Annotated in this window: 26 protein-coding genes; 12 read left to right on the top strand and 14 right to left on the bottom strand. The window is 63.9% G+C overall.

The annotated features are described in order from the left end of the window. Nucleotides 1-59: 59 nt before the first annotated feature. Nucleotides 60-950, bottom strand: coding sequence for a LysR family transcriptional regulator (locus tag ABOA88_RS03100; RefSeq protein ID WP_196168009.1), 891 nt, complete (start codon nt 948-950; stop codon nt 60-62). Nucleotides 951-1,086: 136 nt separating this feature from the next. Between ABOA88_RS03100 and amaB the strand changes: the two genes are divergently transcribed. Then, nucleotides 1,087-2,577 carry an L-piperidine-6-carboxylate dehydrogenase gene (gene amaB / locus ABOA88_RS03095; RefSeq protein ID WP_196168008.1) on the top strand — a complete coding sequence of 497 codons (1,491 nt, stop codon included), beginning with the start codon at nt 1,087-1,089 and terminating at the stop codon, nt 2,575-2,577. Nucleotides 2,578-2,736: 159 nt separating this feature from the next. Next, nucleotides 2,737-4,023, top strand: a complete 1,287-nt coding sequence (gene amaA, locus ABOA88_RS03090; protein WP_070572115.1) for an L-pipecolate oxidase — start codon at nt 2,737-2,739, stop codon at nt 4,021-4,023. 91 nt (nt 4,024-4,114) lie between these two features. Here amaA and ABOA88_RS03085 read toward each other — a convergent pair whose 3' ends face one another. Continuing rightward, a complete protein-coding gene (locus ABOA88_RS03085) occupies nt 4,115-5,542 on the bottom strand; it encodes a mechanosensitive ion channel domain-containing protein (RefSeq protein WP_367850591.1) in 1,428 nt (475 codons plus the stop codon). Between the two features lie 246 nt (nt 5,543-5,788). Here ABOA88_RS03085 and ycaC point away from each other — a divergent pair, with 246 nt between their 5' ends. The 4 genes from ycaC (at nt 5,789) to ABOA88_RS03065 (ending at nt 10,072) form a co-directional block, all read left to right on the top strand. Beyond that, on the top strand, nt 5,789-6,418 hold the full coding sequence (gene ycaC, locus ABOA88_RS03080) for an isochorismate family cysteine hydrolase YcaC (protein WP_043213448.1): 630 nt from the start codon (nt 5,789-5,791) through the stop codon (nt 6,416-6,418). 59 nt (nt 6,419-6,477) lie between these two features. Continuing rightward, on the top strand, nt 6,478-7,029 hold the full coding sequence (locus tag ABOA88_RS03075) for an antibiotic biosynthesis monooxygenase (protein WP_196168006.1): 552 nt from the start codon (nt 6,478-6,480) through the stop codon (nt 7,027-7,029). A 39-nt stretch (nt 7,030-7,068) separates the two neighbouring features. Continuing rightward, entirely contained in the window at nt 7,069-7,887 is an 819-nt protein-coding gene (locus ABOA88_RS03070) for an alpha/beta fold hydrolase (protein ID WP_196168005.1), read from the top strand. A 202-nt stretch (nt 7,888-8,089) separates the two neighbouring features. After that, a complete protein-coding gene (locus ABOA88_RS03065) occupies nt 8,090-10,072 on the top strand; it encodes an amidohydrolase (RefSeq protein ID WP_367850592.1) in 1,983 nt (660 codons plus the stop codon). A 95-nt stretch (nt 10,073-10,167) separates the two neighbouring features. On the opposite strand, the gene ABOA88_RS03060 is transcribed toward ABOA88_RS03065, so the two are convergent. The 4 genes from ABOA88_RS03060 to ABOA88_RS03045 all read right to left on the bottom strand — a co-directional run bounded on the left by ABOA88_RS03060 (nt 10,168) and on the right by ABOA88_RS03045 (nt 15,152). Further along, nucleotides 10,168-11,079, bottom strand: coding sequence for a LysR substrate-binding domain-containing protein (locus ABOA88_RS03060; RefSeq protein WP_196168004.1), 912 nt, complete (start codon nt 11,077-11,079; stop codon nt 10,168-10,170). 157 nt (nt 11,080-11,236) lie between these two features. Continuing rightward, nucleotides 11,237-13,024: a monovalent cation:proton antiporter-2 (CPA2) family protein gene (locus ABOA88_RS03055; protein WP_196168003.1), complete on the bottom strand. Its 1,788-nt coding sequence runs from the start codon at nt 13,022-13,024 to the stop codon at nt 11,237-11,239. A 195-nt stretch (nt 13,025-13,219) separates the two neighbouring features. Beyond that, nucleotides 13,220-14,707, bottom strand: coding sequence for a YifB family Mg chelatase-like AAA ATPase (locus ABOA88_RS03050; RefSeq protein WP_196168002.1), 1,488 nt, complete (start codon nt 14,705-14,707; stop codon nt 13,220-13,222). A gap of 181 nt (nt 14,708-14,888) precedes the next feature. Then, nucleotides 14,889-15,152: an accessory factor UbiK family protein gene (locus ABOA88_RS03045; RefSeq protein ID WP_196168001.1), complete on the bottom strand. Its 264-nt coding sequence runs from the start codon at nt 15,150-15,152 to the stop codon at nt 14,889-14,891. Nucleotides 15,153-15,540: 388 nt separating this feature from the next. Here ABOA88_RS03045 and glnK point away from each other — a divergent pair, with 388 nt between their 5' ends. Together glnK and ABOA88_RS03035 are read left to right on the top strand one after the other, a co-directional pair. Next, complete coding sequence (gene glnK / locus ABOA88_RS03040; RefSeq protein WP_002555808.1) at nt 15,541-15,879, top strand: P-II family nitrogen regulator; 339 nt, start codon at nt 15,541-15,543, stop codon at nt 15,877-15,879. A 42-nt stretch (nt 15,880-15,921) separates the two neighbouring features. Beyond that, complete coding sequence (locus ABOA88_RS03035) at nt 15,922-17,253, top strand: ammonium transporter (RefSeq protein WP_043213430.1); 1,332 nt, start codon at nt 15,922-15,924, stop codon at nt 17,251-17,253. A 218-nt stretch (nt 17,254-17,471) separates the two neighbouring features. Here the strand turns inward: ABOA88_RS03035 and ABOA88_RS03030 are convergent, their stop codons facing one another. Beyond that, complete coding sequence (locus ABOA88_RS03030; protein WP_196168000.1) at nt 17,472-17,642, bottom strand: hypothetical protein; 171 nt, start codon at nt 17,640-17,642, stop codon at nt 17,472-17,474. Between the two features lie 69 nt (nt 17,643-17,711). Here ABOA88_RS03030 and sutA point away from each other — a divergent pair, with 69 nt between their 5' ends. Then, nucleotides 17,712-18,038, top strand: a complete 327-nt coding sequence (gene sutA, locus ABOA88_RS03025) for a transcriptional regulator SutA (RefSeq protein ID WP_043213429.1) — start codon at nt 17,712-17,714, stop codon at nt 18,036-18,038. Nucleotides 18,039-18,122: 84 nt separating this feature from the next. On the opposite strand, the gene ABOA88_RS03020 is transcribed toward sutA, so the two are convergent. From ABOA88_RS03020 to lptM, 6 genes are read right to left on the bottom strand one after another with little or no spacing between them, the layout of a single operon-like run. After that, complete coding sequence (locus tag ABOA88_RS03020; protein WP_367850593.1) at nt 18,123-18,818, bottom strand: HAD family hydrolase; 696 nt, start codon at nt 18,816-18,818, stop codon at nt 18,123-18,125. Beyond that, a complete protein-coding gene (gene xerC / locus ABOA88_RS03015) occupies nt 18,815-19,714 on the bottom strand; it encodes a tyrosine recombinase XerC (RefSeq protein WP_367850594.1) in 900 nt (299 codons plus the stop codon). The genes ABOA88_RS03020 and xerC overlap by 4 nt, the downstream gene beginning before the upstream one ends. Continuing rightward, nucleotides 19,714-20,424: a DUF484 family protein gene (locus ABOA88_RS03010; protein WP_196167999.1), complete on the bottom strand. Its 711-nt coding sequence runs from the start codon at nt 20,422-20,424 to the stop codon at nt 19,714-19,716. Before ABOA88_RS03010 ends, xerC begins: the two co-directional genes overlap by 1 nt. Nucleotides 20,425-20,437: 13 nt before the next feature. Further along, on the bottom strand, nt 20,438-21,268 hold the full coding sequence (gene dapF / locus ABOA88_RS03005; RefSeq protein WP_070572093.1) for a diaminopimelate epimerase: 831 nt from the start codon (nt 21,266-21,268) through the stop codon (nt 20,438-20,440). A gap of 4 nt (nt 21,269-21,272) precedes the next feature. Then, nucleotides 21,273-22,520 (bottom strand): diaminopimelate decarboxylase, encoded by a 1,248-nt coding sequence (gene lysA / locus ABOA88_RS03000; RefSeq protein WP_196167998.1) that lies wholly within the window; start codon nt 22,518-22,520, stop codon nt 21,273-21,275. A 9-nt stretch (nt 22,521-22,529) separates the two neighbouring features. Continuing rightward, nucleotides 22,530-22,754 carry an LPS translocon maturation chaperone LptM gene (gene lptM / locus ABOA88_RS02995; RefSeq protein ID WP_196167997.1) on the bottom strand — a complete coding sequence of 75 codons (225 nt, stop codon included), beginning with the start codon at nt 22,752-22,754 and terminating at the stop codon, nt 22,530-22,532. Between the two features lie 276 nt (nt 22,755-23,030). Between lptM and cyaY the strand changes: the two genes are divergently transcribed. From cyaY to rnk, 3 genes are all read left to right on the top strand, one after another. After that, entirely contained in the window at nt 23,031-23,363 is a 333-nt protein-coding gene (gene cyaY / locus ABOA88_RS02990; protein WP_043213409.1) for an iron donor protein CyaY, read from the top strand. 1 nt (nt 23,364) lies between these two features. Further along, complete coding sequence (locus tag ABOA88_RS02985; protein ID WP_196167996.1) at nt 23,365-23,586, top strand: DUF1289 domain-containing protein; 222 nt, start codon at nt 23,365-23,367, stop codon at nt 23,584-23,586. Between the two features lie 133 nt (nt 23,587-23,719). Next, complete coding sequence (rnk, locus tag ABOA88_RS02980) at nt 23,720-24,130, top strand: nucleoside diphosphate kinase regulator (protein WP_196167995.1); 411 nt, start codon at nt 23,720-23,722, stop codon at nt 24,128-24,130. A 14-nt stretch (nt 24,131-24,144) separates the two neighbouring features. Here rnk and ABOA88_RS02975 read toward each other — a convergent pair whose 3' ends face one another. Then, the gene (locus ABOA88_RS02975; RefSeq protein ID WP_367850595.1) at nt 24,145-24,987 is read right to left on the bottom strand and encodes a hypothetical protein; all 843 of its coding nucleotides are present in this window, start codon (nt 24,985-24,987) and stop codon (nt 24,145-24,147) included. Nucleotides 24,988-25,015 lie beyond the last annotated feature (28 nt).

Here is a 25,015-nt window from a genome sequence, read left to right as displayed (position 1 = left end):
ACAAGCGAAAAAAAGTGCAGGTGTCATTCCTTTTTGGATCGACCTTTTGGTCCCACCTATCAGCCTTGCAGCTGGTCTTTGACCCACTCCACCAACGCCCGCACCTTCGGCACCTCCGCGGCATGTTCGGCGAACGCCAGGTAATGCGCGCCGTTGCTCTTCATCGCATGGTTCCAGGCCATCACCAGGCTGCCCTCGGCCAGTTCCTTGGCCACCAGGTAGCGGGGCACCAGCGCCACACCGCAACCGGCTTGCGCCGCGCTCAGCGCCATATAGAAGGTGTCGAAGCGTGGCCCGTGGTAGCTGTTGTCGGTATGCAGCCCTTGCTCCAGGAACCACTCGTGCCAGGCCTCCGGACGCGATGTGCTTTGCAGCAGCACCAGTTGCGCCACCGCGCTGGCATCCTTGAGCTCACGACCTTGCAACAGCTCCGGCGCGCACACCGGCACCACTTCCTCGCCGAACAGTTCCACGCACGTAGCGCCTGGCCAGGTGCCCTGGCCATAGAAGAACACTGCATCCGCCGAGCCCTGAAGCAGGGCGAAGGGCTCCATCTCGTTGCGGATGTCCAAATGGATGTTCGGGTAGCGCTTGCCGAAGCCCTTGAGGTGCGGAATCAACCAGCGCACGCCAAAGCTCGGTTGGGTGGCTACCTTCAATACTTCGGTTTGCTCGCCGTAGGTCAGGACGTAGCGGCTGGACATGTCCACCTGGGTGAGGATCTTGTTGACCTCGGCCAGGTACAGCGAGCCGGCGGGTGTGAGTTGCAAACGTCGGCGGATACGCAGGAACAGGTGATGACGGAGCATCTCTTCGAGCTGCGCGACCTGCTTGCTGACTGCGCTCTGGGTCAGGTGCAGCTCTTCGGCCGCGCGGGTGAAGCTCAAGTGGCGGGCAGCGGCCTCGAAGCACTGCAGGGCGGTCATCGAGGGTACCAGGCGTTTGGACATAGCGGTCTCTACGGCAGGAGGATCATTACCTGAAGGAATGATATGCGGAATAAAGGTCGTTTGTTGCGCTAGTGTGATCGGATTAATACTGATCCACATCAGGTTTTCAACCCTCCACCCCCTGTAGGAGAAGCACATGGTCGCTGGATTGCTCGAGCGCCTTGGCGTTGCCGCCGAGGCTTACACCCAGGGTGACTACCCTGTTCACACCCCGATCGACGGTAGCCAGATCGCCTCGGTGAAACTGCTCGGCAAAGCCGAGACCACGGCCCGCATCGATCAGGCCCACAAAGCCTTCGAAGCCTGGCGCAGCGTGCCGGCCCCGCGCCGTGGCGAGCTGGTGCGCCTGTTCGGCGAAGTGCTGCGCGCACACAAGGCTGAACTGGGCGAATTGGTGTCGATCGAGGCCGGCAAGATCACTCAGGAAGGCCTGGGTGAAGTGCAGGAAATGATCGATATCTGCGACTTCGCCGTTGGCCTGTCGCGTCAGCTGTACGGCCTGACCATCGCCTCCGAGCGCCCAGGTCACCACATGCGTGAGACCTGGCACCCGCTGGGCGTGGTCGGCGTCATTAGCGCCTTCAACTTCCCCGTGGCGGTCTGGGCGTGGAACACCGCGCTGGCGCTGGTCTGCGGCAACGCCGTGGTATGGAAACCTTCCGAGAAGACCCCGCTGACCGCCCTGGCCTGCCAGGCACTGTTCGAGAAGGCCCTGAAAGCCTTTGGCGATGCACCCGAAGGCCTGAGCCAGTTGGTGATCGGCGGTCGCGAAGCCGGCGAAGCCCTGGTGGATGATCCGCGCGTACCGCTGGTCAGCGCCACCGGCAGCACCCGCATGGGCCGCGAAGTGGGCCCACGTGTGGCCGCCCGATTCGGCCGCAGCATCCTCGAGCTGGGTGGCAACAACGCCATGATCCTGGCCCCGAGCGCCGATCTCGACCTGGCCGTGCGCGGCATCCTGTTCGCCGCGGTCGGTACTGCGGGCCAGCGCTGCACCACCCTGCGTCGCCTGATCGTGCACCGCTCCATCAAGGACGAAGTGGTTGCCCGCGTCAAAGCCGCCTACGGCAAGGTGCGCATCGGTGACCCACGCAAGGACAACCTGGTCGGCCCGCTGATCGACAAGCAATCTTTCGACGCCATGCAAGGCGCGCTGGCCAAGGCCCGCGACGAAGGCGGCCAGGTGTTCGGCGGCGAGCGCCAGCTGGCCAGCGAATACCCCAACGCCTACTACGTCTCTCCGGCCATCGCCGAGATGCCGGGCCAGAGCGAGGTGGTGCGCCACGAGACCTTCGCCCCGATTCTCTACGTGCTGGCCTATGATGACTTCGAAGAGGCCCTGCGCCTGAACAACGAAGTACCGCAAGGCTTGTCGTCGTGCATCTTCACCACCGACCTGCGTGAGGCCGAGCGCTTCCAGAGCGCCTCGGGCAGCGACTGCGGCATCGCCAACGTCAACATCGGCACCAGCGGCGCGGAAATCGGCGGCGCGTTTGGTGGCGAGAAGGAAACCGGCGGTGGCCGTGAGTCCGGTTCCGATGCCTGGAAAGGCTACATGCGCCGTCAGACCAACACCGTGAACTACTCGCGCGAGCTGCCGCTGGCGCAGGGGATCGTGTTCGACTGATGATCGCAGGCCGGGGGCTTTGCCCCCGGTTCGCGGGTGGACCCGCTCCCACAGGTACAACAGGGTTTTGCAGACCTGTGATGTAGCTGTGGGAGCGGGTCCTGCCGCGAAAGGGCCGCGCAGCGGCCCCAACAAGAACAACACTGCTGGAGCCGGGCCATGTCCGAATTGCGTCAAGAATGTCTGTGGGAGTTCGTCACCAAGCCGACCGTCGCCGCCCAGGCGCTGGCGGGTGAGCACAAGGCCGATGTCTGCGTGATCGGCGGCGGCATCACCGGGCTGTCCGCAGCGATCCACCTGCTCGAACAAGGCAAGTCGGTGATCCTGCTGGAGGCCTGGAAGATCGGTCATGGTGGCTCTGGACGCAACGTCGGCCTGGTCAATGCCGGCACCTGGATCCGCCCCGACGATGTCGAGGCGACCCTCGGCCTGGAGCAAGGCAGCCGTCTGAACAAAGTGCTCGGCGGAGCGCCTGCTGAAGTGTTCGCGATGATCGAGCGCCTCGGCATCGACTGCCAGGCCCAGCACAAAGGCACCCTGCACATGGCGCACAACGCCACCGGCATCGCCGACCTTGAGGCGCGTCACGCCCAGTGGAGCCGTCGCGGTGCGGATGTCGAACTGCTGACCGGAGCCCGCTGCCAGGAATACTGCGGTACCGACAAGATTTCCGCCGCGCTGCTCGACCGCCGCGCCGGCACCATCAACCCAATGGCCTACACCCAGGGCTTGGCTGCCGCCGTGGCCCGCCTGGGCGGACGGGTGTTCCAGCAGTCGTCGGTCGAAGGCCTGGAGCGCGACGGCGATGGCTGGCGAGTGAACACCGCTCGTGGCTCGGTGCGCGCCGACAAGGTGGTGATCTCCACCGGCGCCTACACCGAAGGCGAGTGGAGCAACCTGCAGAAGCACTTCTTCCGTGGCTACTACTACCAGGTGGCTTCCAAGCCGCTGCAGGGCGCCGCGGCCGACAAGGTCCTGCCTCATGGCCAGGGCTCCTGGGACACCCGCACCGTGCTCAGCAGCATTCGCCGCGACGACCAGGGCCGTCTGCTGCTCGGCAGCCTCGGTCGAGTGGACAACAAGCCGGCCTGGTTCGTGCGCAGCTGGGCAGACCGCATCCAGAGCCATTACTACCCGGAGCTGGGCAAGGTCGAGTGGGAGATGCACTGGACCGGTTGCATCGACTTCACGCCGGATCACTTGATGCGCCTGTTCGAGCCGGCCCCTGGGCTGGTGGCGGTGACCGGCTACAACGGTCGGGGCAACACGACCGGGACAGTGATTGGTCGCGCGTTCGCCGAGTTCCTGCTCAAGGATGACCCGAACAGCCTGCCGATCCCGTTCTCGCCAATGAAGCCGGTCAGCGCGCCTTCGCTGCGCACGGCCTTCTATGAGTCGGGCTTCTCGCTGTATCACGCGGGGCAATGCCTGCGGGTGGTGCTTTAACCGCGTAGGCTTGTTCGCGGGTAAACCCGCTCCTACAGGGGCAGCGCTGAACTTGTAGGAGGGGGCTACCCGTGAAAAGCGCCTGCACGAATCACTTGTGCAGCCAGCTGAGGAAGCCGCCTTTCTTCACCACGGGCGGTTTCTGCATCAGCAGGGACTCCCGGTTCTGACGACGGAAACGCTGCAGTTTGGTCAGGGCGGTCTGTACCTCGCCTCGTTGGGCCAGGCAACTGCGCACCTGCTCCTTGTCGATGCGATAGAGCAGGCAGCCGGTCAGGGTCCGAAATTCGGCCAACGACTCCTCTTCGTCGATCAGGCCTTCGATCCCCAGCACCTCGCCAGGCCCCATGCGCCCGGCTTCGATCAGCCGTTCGCCATCGCGAATCGACGCCGACACCACGCCGCTGCCGATCACCAGCACGTAGTCGGAGTGCTCACCCACGCCAAGGATCACCTGGTCGGCCAGGTATTCCACCGCGGTCATGCGCTGGCTCAGGGCGTCGCGTTCATCGCTGGTCAAGGCGCGGAACACCCGCACGTCATCCAGCAGCTCGCGCTGGCGGCTGCGTGGGGGCAGGGCGAGGTCCACGTTCCACATCACCCCGTTGGCCTCCAGATGACGATGGGCCAGGTCGAACAGTTGGTTGCGCACCTCGACCTTGCGCTCCATGGTCGCCACGAACCCGCTGGCCTCGTACTCCACCGACTCCAGCGTGGAGGCTTTCACGGTCACCTTGCTCGGCGGTGTCGTGAGTAGTGCGCTGGTGCCCTGCAGGGCTTTTTCCAGCGCATCGAATACCCGCTTGGGGCGCACCTTGGCCGGCACCACCACGCTGATCGACACCCCATGCACGTCCGCCGGACGGCTGAAATTGAGCAGCTTGGCCTTGGCCACCACTGAGTTGGGCACCACCGCCAGGCTGCCATTGCCGGTGAGCAGGCGCGTGGCCCGCCAGTCGATGTCCAGGACCTTGCCCTCGGTGCCGTCGATGGAGATCGCATCGCCGATCTGGTAGGGCCGTGTGGTGTTGAGCACGATGCCTGAGAACACGTCCGCCAAGGTGCTCTGCAACGCAAGGCCGATGACGATGGCCATGACGCCTGAGGTTGCCAGCAGACCCTTGACCGGCAATTGCATCACGTAGGCCGCCGCTGCGATCACAGCCGCCACGAAGATCAACGCGCCCAGTACGTCCTGCAGCAAGCGCCCGCCGTGACCGCCCCGGGCGATCAGCACCAGGCCGAACACCACCGTCACGGTACGGGCAAAGAACAGCCACCAGGCGATCTCCAGCGCGGTGGCCATCAGGTTGCGGGGCACGTCGTCCACCCAGGGCGCAGGTTGCAACGGGCTCATGCCCGCCGCCAACAGGACCCAGCTGAACAGCAGGAAAATCACCAGCCGGGCGCCAATACGGCAGGCCCGGCGTTCGACCGGGATCAACTGCCATAACAACAGGTCGAGCAGCAGCAGGGCGGCGCCGAGCAACAGCGGGGAGGACTGAATGAACGCCAGCATGGAAGTCTCGCGACAGAGGAAGGCTGTGGGTAGTAAAGAGCAGGTTGGGCGGGCAGGCAATGGAGCCGGGGCCGCACAACGGCCCCAACGTCGAAAGGCTCGCAGAGAGCGTCGCTTCGATAGGCGTTCTAAAAATAGAACGCTAGAGCCATTTTTCGCTATCTGGTGCTTCAAAGGTGATGTTTTTAATCTGTGCCCATGCAGTCAAGGCAACACCCCAACTCACTCACCGAAGGAACACAGACCATGAGCAAATTCACCTACAACCGCCTGGACAAGAACAACGCTGCCGTACTGCTGGTCGACCACCAGGCAGGCCTGCTCTCGCTGGTACGGGACATCGAGCCTGACCGCTTCAAGAACAACGTGCTGGCCCTGGCGGACCTGGCCAAGTACTTCAACCTGCCGACCATCCTCACCACCAGCTTCGAGCAAGGCCCCAACGGCCCGCTGGTCCCGGAGCTCAAGGCGCAGTTCCCGGACGCCCCCTACATCGCTCGTCCAGGCCAGATCAACGCCTGGGACAACGAAGACTTCGTCAAGGCGGTGAAGGCCACCGGCAAGAAGCAACTGATCATCGCCGGTGTCGTGACCGAAGTGTGCGTGGCCTTCCCGGCGCTGTCGGCCCTGGAAGAAGAGTTCGAAGTGTTCGTGGTCACCGATGCCTCTGGGACCTTCAACGAGATGACCCGCGACGCCGCCTGGCGCCGGATGGAAGCGGCCGGTGCGCAGCTGATGACCTGGTTCGGCGTGGCCTGTGAGCTGCACCGCGACTGGCGCAACGACATCGAGGGCCTGGGTACCCTGTTCTCCAACCACATCCCGGACTACCGCAACCTGATGACCAGCTACAGCACGCTGACTGCTGGCAAGTAACCCACTTCACCAGGCGCCGGATTCCGGCGTCTGGCCTCATCTTGTCCAGGGGAAGGCCGATGAACAACCGTACCGTGGTGACGCTGGTCATCCAGCACAAAGTGCGCACCGAGGCGCTGGCGCGTTATGAAGCCTGGTTGCGGCACACCGTCAGCGTGGCCCGCCAGCAGCCGGGTCATCTGGATGTGAATGTGATCCGTCCTGACGACGGTGGCCGTCAGTTCACCACCGTGGTGCGCTTCGCCGAGGCCGGCCAGCTGCAGGCCTGGGTCGACTCCCCCGAGCGCCAGGCGCTGATCAACGAGGTGTTGCCGCTGCTGGAGGAGGGCGACCAGACCCAGGTCCATGACGATCCGGAGTTCTGGTTCACACCGCCCACCACCGGTGCACCCCAACCGCCGCGCTGGAAGCAGGCGCTGCTGACTTACCTGGTGATCTGCCCCATGACCTTGCTCATCCCGCAACTGCTGTCGCCGCTTTTCGCGCGCTTTCCGCAGTTGGGCGGCGCGATCATCGGCAACTTGATCGTCAACCTGTTCGTCATCCTGCCCGTGGTGTTCTACATCATGCCGTGGGTAACCCGTCGCTTCGCCGACTGGCTGCGCGGCTGAACCACGCCTTTAGCGCGACACTTTCAAGGAGATACCGACATGACCACTCTCGTTACCCACGACGGCACTTCGATCTATTACAAGGACTGGGGCAGTGGCAAGCCCGTGCTGTTCAGCCACGGCTGGCCACTGGACGCCGACATGTGGGATTCACAGATGGAGTACCTGGCCAGCCGCGGCTACCGCACCATTGCCTTCGACCGCCGTGGTTTCGGGCGTTCGAGCCAGCCCTGGGATGGCTACGACTACGACACCTTCGCCGATGACATCGCCCAGTTGATCGAACACCTCGATCTGCGTGACGTGACCTTGGTCGGCTTTTCGATGGGGGGCGGTGATGTCAGCCGCTACATCGCCCGTCACGGCAGCGAGCGGGTGGCCGGGTTGGTGCTGCTGGGTGCGGTGACACCGGTGTTCGGCAAGCGTGACGACAACCCCGAGGGGGTCGACCTGTCGGTGTTCGAAGGTATCCGTGCCGGTCTGCGTGCCGACCGTGCGCAGTTCATCGCCGATTTCGCCACACCGTTCTATGGCCTGAACCATGGGCAGCAGGTCTCCCAAGGGGTGCAGACGCAGACCTTGAACATCGCCCTGATGGCCTCGATCAAGGGCACCCTGGACTGCGTGACAGCCTTCTCCGAGACCGACTTCCGTCCGGACATGGCGAAGATCGATGTACCGACTTTGGTCATCCATGGCGACGACGACCAGATCGTGCCGTTCGAGACCACCGGCAAGCAGGCGGCGGCGTTGATTCGCGGGGCTGAGCTGAAGGTGTACGCCGGGGCACCGCATGGGTTTGCTGTGACCCATGCGCAGCAGCTGAACGAAGATCTGCTGGCGTTTCTTCAGAAGTGATCGTGGCAGGCCTTCACGGGTGAACCCGCTGCCATAGGGATCAGACCTCGAGGTTTTGATCCCTGGGAGCGGGCCTCCACGCGAATAGAGCTCGCCAGGCAGCACAAATGGTGAACAGGGCTACCCTTTCACAACCCACCGCACTGCACTTATCGGCATGCCCCGCAGCGGCCCGGCCGCTGCCGCCCAGACGGAGAAGACCATGTCCAAGGACCGCAACGACAAGACCCGTCGCCAGTTCCTCGCCACCAGTACCGTCCTCGGTGCCGCCGGCGCGCTCTGGTCCGCATTGCCTTTCACCGGCCAAGCCGGTTCCGCTTACGCAACCAGCCAAGGAGGTTCCATGTCCGCCGACCTGATTCTGTTCAACGGCAAACTGCATACCGTTGACCGCGAGAAGCCCACCGCGACCGCCGTCGCCATCAAGGGCGGCCGCTTCATTGCCGTGGGCAGCGACGCCGAGGCCATGGCCCACAAAGGCACCACCACGCAGATCATCGACCTCAAGCAGCGCACGGTGATCCCCGGCTTGAACGACTCGCACCTGCACCTGATCCGCGGTGGCCTGAACTACAACCTGGAACTGCGCTGGGAAGGCGTGCCATCGGTTGCCGATGCCCTGCGCATGCTCAAGGACCAGGCCGCACGCACCCCCACGCCCCAGTGGGTGCGAGTGGTCGGTGGCTGGAACGAATTCCAGTTCGCGGAAAAGCGCATGCCGACCCTGGAAGAAATCAACCAGGCCGCGCCGGACACGCCGGTGTTCCTGCTGCACCTTTACGACCGCGCGCTGCTCAACCGTGCCGCCCTCAACGCCGTGGGCTACACCAAGGAGACGCCCAACCCACCAGGCGGCGAGATCCAGCGTGACAAGTTCGGCAACCCGACCGGCATGCTCATTGCGCGCCCCAACGCGATGATCCTCTACGCCACCTTGGCCAAGGGGCCGAAGCTGCCGCTGGAGTATCAGGTCAACTCCACGCGCCAGTTCATGCGCGAGCTCAACCGTCTGGGCCTGACCAGCGCCATCGATGCTGGCGGTGGCTACCAGAACTACCCGGACGATTACCAAGTGATCCAGGAACTGGCCGACAATAACCAGTTGACCGTGCGGATTGCCTACAACCTGTTCACCCAGAAACCCAAGGAGGAGCTGGCTGATTTCAAGAACTGGACCTCCAGCGTCAAGCTGCATGGCGGCAACGACTTCTTCCGCCACAACGGCGCCGGCGAAATGCTGGTGTTCTCCGCTGCCGACTTCGAGGATTTCCTTGAGCCGCGCCCGGATCTACCGCAGACCATGGAGCAGGAGCTGGAGCCGGTGGTGCGCCATCTGGTTGAGCAGCGCTGGCCGTTCCGCCTGCACGCCACCTACAACGAATCGATCTCGCGCATGCTCGACGTGTTCGAGAAGGTCAATCGCGATATCCCGTTCAATGGTTTGCCATGGTTCTTCGACCATGCCGAGACCATCACCCCGCAGAACATCGAGCGAGTGCGTGCGCTGGGCGGTGGCATCGCCATCCAGGACCGCATGGCCTTCCAGGGGGAATACTTCGTCGACCGCTACGGCGCCAAGGCTGCCGAGCAGACGCCACCGATCAAGCGCATGCTCGACATGGGCGTGCCGGTGGGCGCCGGTACCGACGCGACACGGGTGTCCAGCTACAACCCGTGGACCTCGCTGTACTGGTTGGTCAGCGGCAAGACCGTGGGTGGCATGGCGTTGTATCCGCAAGGCCTGAGCCGCGAGACTGCACTGCAACTGTTCACCCAGGGCAGCGCCTGGTTCTCCAGCGAGCAGGGCAAGAAGGGTCAGATCAAGGTGGGGCAGTTGGCTGACCTGGCGGCGCTGTCACTGGACTTCTTCAGCGTCGATGAAGAGGCGATCAAGGGCATCGAGTCGGTGCTGACCATTGTCGATGGCAAGGTGGTCTACGGCGCAGCGGAGTTCGACAAGCTCGGGCCGCCCCAGGTGCCGGTGCTGCCGGAGTGGTCGCCGGTGACCAAGGTTCCGGGGCATTGGCGGGTGGGTACACCGTCCTTGGCGGCGGTGGCACACCAGTGTGTCGGGCCGTGCGGTGTGCACGCGCACAGCCATGAGAAGGCGCGGCATTCGACGGTGCCGGTGAACGACTTCCAAGGCTTCTGGGGAGCGTTGGGCTGTTCCTGCTTCGCCTTCTGAAACTCTCCAGGCTGGCGCCAGCCCCACAGCATTCAACGTGCTCTTGTGGGCGCTGGCGACCGCCTGCCAGAGGCTGCAAGCGTCACCCGCCAACCTCACGCCATATCGCTGACTGCGAACTCCTCGGCCAGATGATCGATCAACGCCCGCACTGACGGCAGCAACCCCCGCCGTGACGGGAAGATCGCATGGACGATCCCGCAGCGCGGGTGCCAACCTGGCAGCATTTCCACCAACCTGCCTGCCGCCAGGTCTTCGCGCACCGCTACCCGTGGCAAATGCGCGATTCCCACACCCGCCACCACAAAGTGACGCAAGGCGAACAGGTCGTCGGTGACCACCTTGGGCTTATGCGCGATCACCAACTTCTGCGCCATGCGCTCGTCCTGGAACAACTCCCACTGGTACTCACGCTGCGAACTGCCCCAATGCAGGCTGGGCAGTTGGCCCAGCATCTGCGGCTCGAAGTTTTCCGGCAGTTGTTCGAGAAACGACGGCTGCCCCACCAGGCACTGAGTACTGTTGCTCAGCACCTTCATCACCATGTCGGTATTCTCCAGCGGCGGGAAGCGCACCCGCAGGGCGATGTCGAAGCCTTCGTGAAGCAGGTCGACCCTGCGGTTGGTGCTCTCGATGAACAACTCCACCTGCGGGTACTTGGCCATGTAGCGCGTCAGCATCGGCCCCACCCAGGCATTGAGCAACGTCGTGGGGCAACTGATGCGCACCAGGCCACGGGGCTCGCTGCGGTTGCGCTCGATGATCTCGGCGGCCCCCTCGGCCTCGACTCGCATGGCCAGGCAGCGCTGGTAATAAGCCTGGCCGACTTCGGTCAGCGAGCAGTGCCGGCTGGTGCGATGCAGCAAACGCACGCCCAGGCGCTCTTCCAGCTCGGCGATGCGGCGGCTGAGCTTGGATTTGGGCATGTCCAGGGCCCGGCCGGCCGGCGCGAAACCGCCGTGCTCGACTACCTGGGTGAAGTAGTAGAGGGAGTTGAGGTCTTCCATGGGCATTCTCGAAACGCAGGCGAGGGAATTTTCGCAGTCTACCGTAGCGAGTCTGTTTTGAGCGGCGAAGGCCCATGAATGAGCAGGGGCCGCTGTGCGGCCCATGGCGGGATCAGTCCGTTTTCGAAGGGATAGCGGTTCGCGCTGGGGCTATGCCCTACGGCGCGTCCGACTCGAACAGCCGCTCCAGCTCCTTGCGCGCTTCCTGGGCGGTCTGCATCACCTTGGCCCGGTCGTCGCGCACGCGGCCTTGGGCTTCGAGCACTTGTTCGTCGTGTTCGGTGAAGCGTTGGATGCGGTCTGCGGCCTGCTCGCCCGACAAGCCCAGCCCGACCAAGGTGCGGCGGCTCATCTCAAGGCTGGAATAGAACGTCTCGCGGATCGGCTCGGCGCCCACGTCCATCAGCTTGTGCACATGCTGGCGGTTGCGCGCCCGGGCGATCACCTTCAGGTGCGGGTACAGGCGCTTGACCCGCTCGGCGGTGCGGGTGGTCACCTCCGGATCATCCGTGGTGATGATGACGTACTCGGCCTCGCCAACCTTGGCCGCATGCAACACCTCCGGGCGCTGCGGGTCGCCGTAGAACACCGGGGCCTGTTCGAAGGTGCGGGTCATCTCAATGGTGTCCACCGAGGTGTCCAGGGCAATGAAGGGGATTTTCTGCGCGCGCAGGATGCGCGAGACGATCTGGCCCATGCGGCCCATGCCGACGATCACCACCCGCGGCGTATCGGCCTGGATGCTCTTGTAGTGCTCCGGCACCTCGCGAGCCGGTTGCGGGCGCTTGAGCAGGCGCGCGCAGGCCAGCAGCAACAGCGGGGTGATGGCCATCGACAGGGTGATGGTCATCAGCAGCATGTCGTGGGTGCGGGCATCGAACAGGCCCTGGTCCTTGCCCAGCTTGAACACCACGAAGGCGAATTCGCCACCTGCCGCCAGCACCACGCCAAGGCGCAGGGCGCCGGCGGTGTTCAAGCCGCCGGCCAGGCGCCCGACCAGCATCAACAGCGGCAGTTTCACTGCCACCAGCAGCAGGGTCAGGCCGAGCAGTACCAGCGGCATCTCCAGCAGCAACCCGAGGTTGGCGCCCATGCCCACACTGATGAAGAACAACCCCAGCAACAGACCTTTGAACGGCTCGATCTGCGACTCCAGCTCGTGACGGTACTCCGAGTCCGCCAGCAGCAGACCGGCGAGGAAGGCGCCCAGCGCCATGGAAATGCCGGCCTGCTCCATGAGCCAGGCGGTGCCGATCACCACCAGCAACGCAGTCGCCGTGGACACTTCTGGCAGGCCGGTACGGGCCACGGTGCGGAATACCGGGCGCAGCAGATAGCGGCCGCCGACGATGACGAGGGCGATGCTGGCGAATACCTGCAGGCCATGCTGCAGGCTGTCGCCATGGCTGGTGTCCGGACCGCTGGCGGCCAGCAGTGGCACCAGGGCGATCAAGGGGATGGCGGCGATGTCCTGGAACAGCAGGATGGCGAAGGCCAGGCGACCGTGGGGGGCATTGAGCTGTTTGCTTTCGGCCAGGCTCTGCAAGCCGAATGCGGTGGACGACAAGGCCAGGCCCAAGCCCAGCACCATGGCGCTGGGCAGCGACTGGCCGAAGCCGAACAGGGCGATGGCGCCGATGACCGCGCCGGTCAGCAGCACCTGGGCCAGACCCACGCCGAACACCGCCTTGCGCATCAGCCACAGCCGCCGGGGCGAGAGCTCCAGGCCAATGATGAACAGCAGCAGGACCACGCCTAGCTCGGAGATGTGCGCGACGCTCTCGGTGTCGCGAATCAGCCCCAGCGCCTGGGGCCCGATGGCCACACCAGCGAGCAGATAGCCGATGACCGCCCCCAGTTGCAGGCGCTTGGCCAGGGGCACGGCAACGACGGCGGCAAGCAGGAAAATCACCGCCGTTTGCAGCAGGCTGGCTTCGTGGGGCATGGCTCGGACTCCTTGAGCGGCGTCAGGATTGGGCAATGGGTAGTAGAGGCGGGCATTTTCGTCTTGGGCAATAAACGGGACAATCCCTTCGCATCGGGAAGCATCGTTCCGAAATCGGCACCTTTGTAGGGGCGCAAGACGCCTCGCAGCCCAATTATGAGAGCGGGTTTACCGCGAACCTGCGTTACCCGCTGTTCAGGCACTCGGCCTATATTGCAGCGCTTCGGCCAGGTGTGCACGCCCGATGCCGGGTGCCTGTTCGAGGTCCGCCAGTGTCCGGGCCACCTTGAGCAAGCGGTGAGCGGCGCGCAGGGACAAGGTCAGGCGCTCGCAGGCATTTTCCAACCAGGCCTGGTCGACCGCTTCCAGCGCACAGTGGCGACGCAGGCCGTTGAGGTCGAGAAAGGCATTGGCGCAGCCCTGGCGCCGCTGCTGTAGCTCACGTGCCTCGGCCACCAGGCGGGCGACGCTGGCGCTGGACTCGCCGCAGGGCTGGTGGGTCAGTACGGTGCTTTCCCTGGCCACGGTCAGGTGCAGATCGATCCGGTCGAGCAGCGGGCCGGACAGCTTGTTGCGATAACGCTGGATCTGCTCGGTGCTGCACCGGCAGCGCCCGGTGGGATCACCCAGGTAACCGCAAGGGCAGGGGTTCATGGCCGCTACCAGTTGGAAGCGTGCGGGAAAGCGTATTCGATCCTTGGCACGGGCCACCACGATTTCCCCTGACTCCAGCGGCTCGCGAAGCACTTCGAGCACGCGCCGCTCGAACTCCGGCAGTTCGTCCAGAAACAGCACGCCATGATGCGCCAAGGTGATCTCGCCCGGTTGAGGTCGACTGCCACCGCCCACCAGGGCAGGCCCTGAAGCCGAGTGATGAGGATGACGGAAGGGGCGCTGGGGCCAGCAGTCTAGCGGCTTATGGCCGCTGACCGACTGGATCGCGGCGACTTCCAGGGCCTCGTGCTCATCCAGCGGCGGGAGCAACCCGGGCAGGCGGCTGGCGAGCAGGGTCTTGCCTGTGCCAGGCGGCCCGGTGAAAAGCAGATTGTGCGCACCGGCCGCAGCCACCAGCAGCGCACGCTTGGCGGCGGTCTGGCCCTGGACCTCGCTGAGGTCCGGGTAGGGCCGTTCCCGCAGCAGCAGGCCGTTGGCTGCATAGGGCGGCAGGGGAGACTGGCCATTGAGGTGAGCCACTAGCTCTAGCAGATGGCCCACCGCGTAGACCACCAAGCCACTCGCCAGGCTCGCTTCCTCGGCGTTCTCTCGTGGTACCACCAGGGCTCGCCCGGCCTCTCGAGCGGCCAGCGCTGCAGGCAGCACGCCTTGCACCGGCCGTAATCCACCCGACAGCGCCAGCTCGCCGATGCACTCGATCTCGCTCAGGGGCGCCACCGGCACCTGGCCGTTGGCGGCCAGGATGCCCAGGGCGATGGCCAGATCGTAACGCCCGCCGTCCTTGGGCAGGTCGGCCGGGGCGAGGTTCTGGGTGATGCGCCGGGCGGGGTAGTCCAGGCCGGAATTGACGATGGCGCTGCGCACCCGGTCCTTGCTCTCCTTGACCGTGGCTTCGGGCAGGCCGACCAGGGTCAGGGTGGGCAGGCCATTGGCCAGATGGGTTTCGACACTGACAGCAGGCGCCAGCACGCCGACCTGGGCGCGGCTGTGGACGAGGGCGAGGGACATGGACACTCCGTGGTCGCTTGGGGAAAACCGCTTCCTGCGGTTGGGCAAGCATAGAGCGCCCGGGGAAGGGCGATTGCGAAAGAGTGCGTCGGGGTTTTGCAGGGAGCAGGCCAACGGCCTACAGAGACAGCGGTGTTCATGAGAACACCGCAGAACAGGCCTGGGCGAAAGCGGGCGGCTGTTATTCCTGAGAGGACGGGGCGATCCGGGCTTCCAGCTCGGCCACCTGCTTCTCCAGGGCTTCCAGACGTGCGCGAGTGCGCGCCAAGACCACCATCTGGCTGTCGAATTCATCCCGGCTGACCAGGTCCAGCTTGCTGAAGGCGCCCTGCATGAGGACCTTGAACTGGCTCTCCAGTTCGGCGCGTGGCTGTGCGGTATCGCCGCTGAACAGGCGAGAGGCCTGGTCGCTCAGGGCGTCGAGAAAGGCTTTGGGCGCGAGCATGTTGGGCTGTCCGCTTGAATCGTTGAGAGGTGCGCAGTGTAGCACGCACCTGGATGGCGTTTGCCCTGCACATTTTTTGCGCAGCCTGCAGCATCGCGGCGCACCGAAGTTGTGCGTCTTTTCCCTGCTGGCGATTGGCCAAAGCCTGCGCTTGAGCGTAATAGACTGTTTTTGCTTGGGTTATCCGAAGTGGCAAGGTTTCTGCAAAGACCCTTCTGAGCCATGCACTGATGCAGTTCTTGTGACCAGGCAGTGCGAGGCTGGAACCAACGGCCCCTTCGACTTTGGCGAGAGGGCTCCGACGACGGGTTACAAAGCCAACCGCTGCGCTTAGACTTGAGACGGGTTTGTTTTCCTGGGGCAAGTCCACCAAATCGGGAGAAGTTTCATGAAGCTAGTCACTGCCATCATCAAGCCGTTCAAGCTGGACGACGTGCGCGAGTCGCTGTCGGAAATCGGCGTGCAGGGCATCACCGTGACCGAAGTAAAAGGCTTCGGTCGGCAGAAAGGCCATACCGAGCTGTACCGCGGTGCCGAGTACGTGGTCGATTTCCTGCCCAAGGTGAAGATCGACGTCGCGATCGACGACAAGGACCTTGACCGTGTCATCGAAGCCATCACCAAGGCCGCCAACACCGGCAAGATCGGTGACGGCAAGATCTTCGTGGTCAATCTGGAGCAGGCCATCCGCATCCGTACCGGCGAAACCGATACCGACGCGATCTAAGTAACACCGCCTCACAAACCCAACGCCCCAGGAGAAAACAACATGACTCTGCGTAAGATCGCAGGGCTAGGAGCCCTATTGTCCCTCGTAATGCCCGGCCTGGCCTTGGCAGAGGAAGCTGCCCCGGCGTTGAATTCCGGCGATACCGCCTGGATGCTCACTGCCACGGCGCTGGTGCTGTTCATGACCATTCCGGGTCTGGCCCTGTTCTATGGCGGCATGGTCCGCTCCAAGAACGTGCTGTCGGTGATGATGCAATGCTTCGCCATTACCGGCCTGATGAGCATTCTGTGGGTGGTCTACGGCTACAGCCTGGCATTCGATACCACCGGTATGGAAAAGGGCGTGGTCAATCTCTATTCCTTCGTCGGCGGCTTCTCGAAGGCGTTTCTGAGCGGCGTCACGCCTCAGAACCTGACCTCGGCCACCGCGCTGTTCCCCGAGGCAGTCTTCATCACGTTCCAGATGACTTTCGCCATCATCACCCCGGCGCTGATCGTCGGCGCCTTCGCCGAACGCATGAAGTTCTCGGCCATGCTGGTGTTCATGGGTGTCTGGTTCACCCTGGTCTATGCGCCGATCGCGCACATGGTCTGGAGCGGTGACGGCGCGCTGATGTGGGACTGGGGCGTACTCGACTTCGCCGGTGGCACCGTGGTGCACATCAATGCCGGTATCGCAGGCCTGGTCTGCTGCCTGGTGCTGGGCAAGCGCAAAGGCTACCCGACCACCCCGATGGCCCCGCACAACCTGGGCTATACGCTGATGGGCGCGGCCATGCTGTGGATCGGCTGGTTCGGTTTCAACGCAGGTTCCGCCGCCGCGGCCAACGGCACTGCCGGCATGGCCATGCTGGTCACCCAGATTGCCACCGCCGCCGCGGCGCTGGGCTGGATGTTCGCCGAGTGGATCGGCCACGGCAAACCCAGCGCCTTGGGTATCGCCTCCGGTGTGGTCGCGGGCCTGGTGGCCATCACTCCGGCGGCAGGCACCGTGGGTCCGATGGGCGCGCTGATCATCGGCCTGGCTTCGGGCGTGATCTGCTACTTCTGCGCCACCAGCCTCAAGCGCAAGCTTGGCTATGACGACTCCCTGGACGCCTTCGGCGTGCACGGTATCGGCGGTATCGTCGGCGCCATTCTCACCGGTGTGTTCGCGGCACCTGCCCTGGGCGGCTTCGGCGCGGTCACCGACATCGCCGCGCAGGTCTGGGTGCAGACCAAGGGCGTGCTGTTCACCGTGGTCTACACCGCCATCGTTACCTACGTGATCCTCAAAGTGCTGGATGTACTCATGGGGCTGCGGGTCAACGAAGAAGAAGAGTCGGTCGGCCTCGACCTGGCTCAACACAACGAGCGCGGCTACAACCTGTAACCGCGACGCGCTGGAAAACTTGCCCGGTTCGCCGGGCATTTTTTTGCCTGTAATTCGCTGTTTGGCGAAGAGCAAACGGTTTACCCGGCACGTTCGTGACAGAGGCGTAAAACTTACAATGCTCAGGGCGTTCAGGGAGCTTTGCTTTTTCAACGAGCGCGCTAGAATGCGCGCCGAAGGGTGTTCGATGAGCTGTCCACACACTTCTCCACCCTTTGCTAGGCTTGCCAGTAGCGCATGGCCAGCAGGTGCTGCCGGCGCTTTTTTTCCGGCCGATGGCTCGACGATTTTTCAGGTTCTGCCAGGAGCAGGGCCTGTTGGGCGACCGTCTCCACATCAGGAGAGGGACGCCCGGGCAGTGGCCAACCCACGGCCAGTTGAATTTTCACTGGTGGCTGCCGGTCTACGGCTCCACTGGTCTATAACTAACCTGCTTTTCGCAAGTCATGAGGTAGAACATGAGCGACGACGATCTGGAAAATGACGACCTCGAAGTAGGCGATGAAGACGAGGCCGATGAGGGCCTTGAAGCTGCGGCCGACGACGGCGCGGAAGACGCTGGCGAAGACGACAGCCCCGCACCGGTAGCCAAGGGTAAATCCAAGGCGGCGGTCTCGGTGGACGAGATGCCAAGCATGGAAGCCAAGCAGAAGGAGCGCGATGCGCTGGCCAAGGCCATGGAAGAGTTCCTTGCGCGTGGTGGCAAGGTTCAGGAGGTCGAAGCCAACGTGGTCGCCGATCCACCCAAAAAGCCGGACAACAAGTACGGCAGCCGCCCTATCTGAGTGGCTGAACGCAAAAAAGCCCGCCGTCGCTGCGGGCTTTTTTGTGGGCGCAGGTTTTATCGGGCTGTGCGGTAACCGGCCCTTTCAGCGCCAGCGCGACAGAACGTCCGGCAACTGTGACAGCCGCTGGATTTCTGCATCCGGTGCCCGTTCGCCCACCCACGCCTTGCCTTGGGGGTTGAACCACACCGCCCGCAGCCCGGCGCGCTGCGCGCCTGCGACATCGTCAGCGGGATGGTCGCCGATGTGCACTGCAGCACCGGCCTCGACCTCGCCCCGGCGCAGGGCTTCCATGAACGGCGCCGGGTCCGGTTTGCCGATGCCCAGGTCCTCGGCGCACAAGGCAAATCTGAAGTAGTCCGCCAGCCCCAGGCGACGCACGTCGGCGTTGCCGTTGGTGACCACGCCGAGCGTGTACTGGTGGCGCAGGATTTCCAGCACCGGTTGCACTTCGGGAAACACCTCTACCTGATGCCGTGCGTGCAGGAACACCTCGAAGCCTTCGTTGGCCAGCGCCAAGGCCTGTTTCTCGCTGTAGCCGACCTCTTCCAGTGCATGGAACAGCACACGGCGGCGCAGGGCGCTGATGCGGTGCTTGAGGCCGGGTTCGGCCTGCACCAGGCGCTCGCGGATGGCGAACAGGTGCTCGACCGGCACCCCGCCCAGGATCGGGGCATTGGCCGCGAGCCAGTCGCGCAGGACGATTTCGGCACTGGCGATCACCGGTGCGGTGTCCCACAGGGTGTCGTCCAGGTCGAAGGTGATCAGCTTGATGCTCATGAGTCTGTGCCTTTGCTGCGTTTGGCCCGAGGATGGGCGCTGTCGTAGACCGCGGCCAGGTGCTGGAAGTCCAGGTGGGTGTAGATCTGCGTGGTGCCGATGTCGGCGTGGCCAAGCATCTCCTGCACTGCGCGCAGGTCCTGGGAGGATTCCAGCAGATGGCTGGCGAAAGAGTGGCGAAGCATGTGGGGATGCAGGTGCTGGCCCAGCTCGCGCTCGCCTGCGGCCTTGACCCGCAGCTGGATCGCCCGTTGGCCGAGGCGGGTACCTTGGCGGGTCAGGAACACTGCGTTGTCCCGGGGCGCGCTGATGCCACGCAGCTTCAGCCAGTGCTGCAGGGCCTCCCGGGCCTTGCGTCCGACCGGCAATACACGGGCCTTGTTGCCCTTGCCTTGTACCTGAACCAGCCCGGCGGTGAGATCCAGCTGGTCCAGGTCAAGGTTGGTCAGCTCAGACAGGCGCAGCCCGGAGGAGTAGAAAAGCTCGAGAATCGCCTGGTCGCGACGGGCAATGAAGTCATCGTCCACGCCGCCGTCGAGCAGTTGCAAGGCGCGGTCGGTGTCCAGGACCTTGGGCAGTCGGCGCTCGCCCTTGGGCGCGGCCAGGCCATTGGCCGGGTTGTGCTGGCACAGGTCTTCGCGGTTCAGGTAACGGTACAGCCCGCGCACTGCCGAGAGCAGGCGTGCCAGGCTTCGAGCGGACTGGCCATGCTGATGCAGGCGCGCCACCATCTGGCGTAACTGCTGGACCTGCAGGGCATTCCAGTCGGCGATGCCTTGGGCGGCGCAGAATTCGATGACTTTCTGCAGGTCGCGACGGTAAGCCAGTTGGGTGTGTTCGGACATCTGGCGCTCATTGCGCAGATGAGCGCAATAAGCCTCCAACTGGCGTTCCATCAGCGCACCGGTCGCAGGGTCTGGGTGAAGCGCGGGACAACGCGGCCGAGCACTTCGGCGATGTAGCTCAGGAACAGGGTACCGACGCTGCTCTTGTAGTGCTGCGGGTCGCGGCTGCCGATCGCCAGCACACCGTGCAGCCCTTGGTAGTCGAGCGTGGCGACCGCGCTGGAGCCGACTTCCTTGCGCTGCTCTTCGCCGAACAGGAAGGCCAGCTCATGCTCGCGCAGGTTGCCGCTGACAGTCTTGCCGCTGCCCAGCAGCGCGCCGATGGCCTGTTGAGCTTCGCCGTTGCTGGCCCAGCGGCCGACAGGGGCTGCGCTTTCGCCGAACAGGATCAGGCTGACGAACGGCACCTGGAATTCCTGGCGCAGGCTGTCTTCCACAGCCATGACCACTTCCTCGAGGCTGCCCGCATCGAGCAGGTCGAGGATCAGGCGACGGGTCTTGTCGAACAGCCGGTCGTTGTCCCGGGCCACATCCATCAATTGCGAGAGGCGATGACGCATCTCGATGTTGCGATCGCGCAGCAACTTCAGCTGACGCTCCACCAGCGACACGCTGTCGCCACGCTGGTGGGGGATGCGCTGCTCTACCAGCAGTTCGTCGTGCTCGGCGAAGAAGGTCGGGTGGGCGCGCAGGTAGGCGACCACGGCCTCGGCATCGAGGCTGGGGGCCTGCTCGGGTACAACCTGGGGCTGATCGGTCATGGCGGTTACTCGTTTAGAGACGAACCTGTCCTTCATACACGCGGACGGCTGGGCCAGTCATCAGTACGGGCTTGCCGGGGCCGGCCCACTCGATGTTCAGGCGGCCGCCCGGCAGGTCGATGCTCACCGGCGAATCCATCCAGCCCTGGCTGATGGCGGCTACCGCGGCCGCACAGGCCCCGGTACCGCACGCCTGGGTTTCGCCGGCGCCACGCTCCCAGACCCGCAGGTTGGCGTGGTGACGGTCGACGACCTGGATGAAGCCTGCGTTGACCCGCTGCGGGAAGCGCGGATGATGTTCGATTTTCGGGCCCAGCTCATGCACCGGGGCCGTTCGCACGTCATCGACACGCAGCACCGAGTGGGGGTTGCCCATGGACACGGCGGCGATTGAATGGACCTGGCCATCGACTTCCAGTGGATAGCTCAGGGCCTGTTCATCGGCGATGAAGGGGATCTCGGCAGGGGCGAAGCGCGGTGGGCCCATGTCGACACACACCTGGCCGTCGTTGCGCACGTCCAGCTCGATGATGCCGCCTTTGGTTTCCACGCGGATGCGTTTCTTGGCGGTCAGGCGCTTGTCCAGCACGAAGCGGGCGAAACAGCGCGCGCCGTTGCCGCACTGCTCGACCTCGGAACCGTCGGCATTGAAGATCCGGTAGCGGAAATCCACGTCCGGGTTGTTCGGCGCCTCGACGATCAGCAGTTGGTCGAAGCCGACGCCGGTGTTGCGGTCACCCCACTGCTTGGCATGCTTGGGCTGGATGTGCGCGTGCTGGCTGACCAGGTCCAGGACCATGAAGTCGTTGCCCAGCCCGTGCATCTTGGTGAAACGCAGCAGCATGGTTTCACTCCGGCAGCAGGCTTTCGCCGGCGAACAGTTCGGCAATGGTTTCCCGGCGACGGACTTCGAAAGCCTCGCTGCCATCGACCAGCACTTCGGCGCAGCGGCCACGGGTGTTGTAGTTCGAGCTCATGACAAAACCATAGGCGCCGGCGGACTGAACGGCCAGTAGGTCGCCTTCGGCCAGGTTCAGCACACGGTCCTTGGCCAGGAAGTCGCCGGTCTCGCAGATCGGGCCGACAAGGTCATAGCTGCGGCCTTCGCCGGCACGCGGCTTGACCGCGCTGACGCCCATCCAGGCCTGGTACAGGGCCGGGCGGATCAGGTCGTTCATCGCCCCATCGATGATGGCGAAGTCCTTGTGTTCGGTGTGCTTGAGGTATTCGACGCGGGTCAGCAGGACACCGGCATTGGCGACGATGTAACGGCCCGGCTCGAACACCAGGGCCAGGTCACGTTCGCCGACGCGCTCGCGGATGGCCTGGATGTAGTCTGAAACCAGCGGTGGCTCTTCGTCGCGGTAGCGAACGCCGACACCACCGCCCAGGTCCAGGTGACGCAGGTGGATGCCGCACTCGGCCAGGCGGTCGACCAGCACCAGCAGGCGGTCCAGGGCATCGAGGAAGGGCTCGACGGTGGTCAGCTGCGAGCCGATGTGGCAGTCCACGCCCACCACTTCCAGGTTGGGCAATTGCGCGGCGCGCACGTAAATGGCCTCGGCGTCGGCGATGGCGATGCCGAACTTGTTTTCCTTGAGACCGGTGGAGATGTACGGGTGGGTGCCGGCGTCGACATCCGGGTTCACGCGAAGCGAGACCGGGGCGACCTTGCCCATCTCGGCGGCCACCACTTGCAGGCGTTCGAGCTCTTCGGTGGATTCGACGTTGAAGCAGTGCACGCCGACTTCCAGCGCGCGGCGCATGTCGTCACGGGTCTTGCCGACACCGGAGAACACCACCCGATCGGCGCGTCCGCCAGCGGCCAGGACACGCTCCAGTTCACCGCCGGAGACGATATCGAAGCCTGCGCCCAGGCGCGCCAGGACGTTCAGCACGCCCAGGTTGGAGTTGGCCTTGACCGCGAAGCAGACCAGGTGCTCAGTGCCTTGAAGGGCATCGGTGTAGCTGCGGTACTGGGCCTCGATGTGGGCGCGCGAGTACACGTAGGTTGGGGTGCCGAAACGTTCGGCGATGGCCGACAGGGCCACGCCTTCCGCGAACAGCTCGCCGTCGCGGTAGTTGAAAGCGTCCATTGGATTTCCTTAGTACTGCGCGGGCTGCGACTCTGGCTGGGCGGGTTCGGCAGGCTCGAGCGTCTCGGTCTCGGCCGGTTGAGCCGGCTGGGCCGCTTGATGCTGGTGCGATTTGCGGGCCTCCTTGCCGTCCTTGCCGTCTTCAGGCAGGTACAGGGGGCCCTTCTGACCGCAGGCCGAAACGAGGCAGGCAACCGCGACCAGCGCCGCGAGGGAGGAAATCAGGCGCTTCATTGGCGAATCCTTTGAAATATGCAGTATTGCGCCCGAGTATACCGAGCGCCTGCCGGATTGCCTATGCAAGGACCGGTCCGCCTGGCGGCCCGATCAAGCGAAGGTTTCAAGCGTCACGGGCAAGGAAATACGGTTCGACGCAGGCTCAGCTTTTTTCCTGCCGCTTGCAGCTTGCAGATTGCCGCTCGAAGCTTATAGCTTGATGCTTTGCATTCCCGGCAAGTCGCCCGTATCTTGCCCGGCTTGCCGTAAGCAGCCAATTTCGAGGTACCTGCAATGAGTTTGAGCGAAGCGCGTTTCCACGATCTGGTCGACGCGACCCAACAGGCCCTGGAAGACCTGTTCGATGAGAGCGGCCTGGACGTGGACATGGAGAACTCCGCCGGGGTGCTCACCATCAAGTTCGACAGCGGCAGCCAGCTGATCTTCAGCCGCCAGGAGCCGCTGCGCCAGCTGTGGCTGGCCGACCGTTCCGGAGGATTCCACTTCGACTACGACGAAGAGAGCGGCAAGTGGGTCTGCGAGAAGAGCGAGGAGCTGCTGGGCGAGATGCTCGAGCGTATCGTCTGGGAGCGGGCCGGCGAGAAGCTGGACTTCGACGAGATCTGACATGAGTGAGCAACCCCGGCCGCCCAAGCCGCTCTACAGCAACGTCAGCCCGGCGGTGCCGTCGCCCTGCATCAGTGTGTGCCGGCTGGACGAGCGCCGGGTCTGTACCGGGTGTTTTCGTCATGTCGAGCACATCCGCGAATGGCGTTCGGCCGACGATGAGCGGCGCCGGCAGATCTGTCGTGAAGCCCAGGCCCTGCGCGGGCAGCACATCGGCCATTGACGGTCCGGGCTTGAGTATTTGTCCGGCTGTGGTAGTGTCGGGCTTGCGTCGATGACGCCAAAAGCATTCACAAACCCCGCCCTTGGGCGGGGTTTTGCTTTATCTGCCTGTTAAAAAGGAGTCTGACTGGATCATGAGCACCAAGCCTTCCCTCATCCTCACCCGATTGGACGTACAGCGTCTCGAGCGCCTGATCGACAGCCTCGACGAAAGTACGCCGGGTGTGCTCGCCCTGCAGGACGAGCTGGACCGCGCCGATCAGGTGGTCGGTCACGAGGACGTCCCGGCCGGTGTGGTGACCATGAACTCGCGTGTGCACTGCCGCGAGGAAGCCAGTGGCAAGGACTATCACCTGACCCTGGTCTATCCGAAGGATGCCGGCCCCGAAGGCAACGTCTCGATCCTGGCGCCGATCGGTTGTGCGCTGCTGGGGCTGTCGGTCGGTGACCAGATCGACTGGCCGGCCCCGGGCGGCAAGACCCTCAAGCTCAAGCTGCTGGCGGTCGAGTACCAGCCGGAAGCGGCGGGCGACTTCGATCTCTGACCCCCGCGTGGATTTCAGGGCGCGCTCTGCGCCCTGAGCTGGCAGGCATGGATGCAGTTGTCGACGATGCGGCTGCGCAGCGACCAATCGGTGTTGATGATGTAGAAGCCCTGGATATAACTGTCCAGGTCTTGCGAGTCGAACCATTCATCGATCTTGTCACTGAAATCATCGGGCGTGAATACCACTTTGTTGTATTTGGCGCACTGGATCGAGCGCAGTATGCCGTCAGGCTTATAGCGTTGAGCCTTGTCATCCATGAAGGCTTTCAGTTCCTCGGTAGGCGGTGTGTTCTCACCGATCCAGACCTGCTCCACACCATCCCAATGGTCGCCGCCAGCAATATGGTTATAGGCGATCACTACAGTTTGGCCAGGATGGTCATTCCAGAGTTGATCCAAGGTCAGCCCGTGCAAATCGTAAGGAATGATTCGCGGGCCGAGGTGCTTTTCCAGCATCGCCAGCATCCATTTATGCTCCTGGGTGCTGAAGTTATCGAATTGATGGAAGTCGAGAATGATGATCTCCCGTTCGTTGGCGGGGTCTTCATAGAAGCGATTCAACTCGAGCACCACATCGCCAAGTACCGTGCGCCCGGACGTGTTCAGGTGATAGAGCTTGTAGCGGTAGGGGGAGTCGGGTGTGTATTCACGGCTGGCACGTACTCGAAGGTCAAGGACGCGGATGCCGCCGCGGATCTGGTCGATGCACGAAACGTCCTGGGTCACCTCCTGTGGGGGGATGATATTGTCGGCGTCCTTGTCCATCCCTGAGTCATGGCTACCCGGCAGTACCAGTTGATCAATTCTTAGGCGGCCCAGCTCAGGCAGGTTGCCCATCCAGTTCTGCTTGTTCATAACGCACTCCAGTCATTGAATGAGTGCA

The sequence above is a fragment of the Pseudomonas sp. PKS genome, assembly GCF_051913525.1.
GTDB lineage: Bacteria > Pseudomonadota > Gammaproteobacteria > Pseudomonadales > Pseudomonadaceae > Aquipseudomonas > Aquipseudomonas guariconensis_D.
This window is presented reverse-complemented; position numbering and strand designations above follow the sequence as displayed.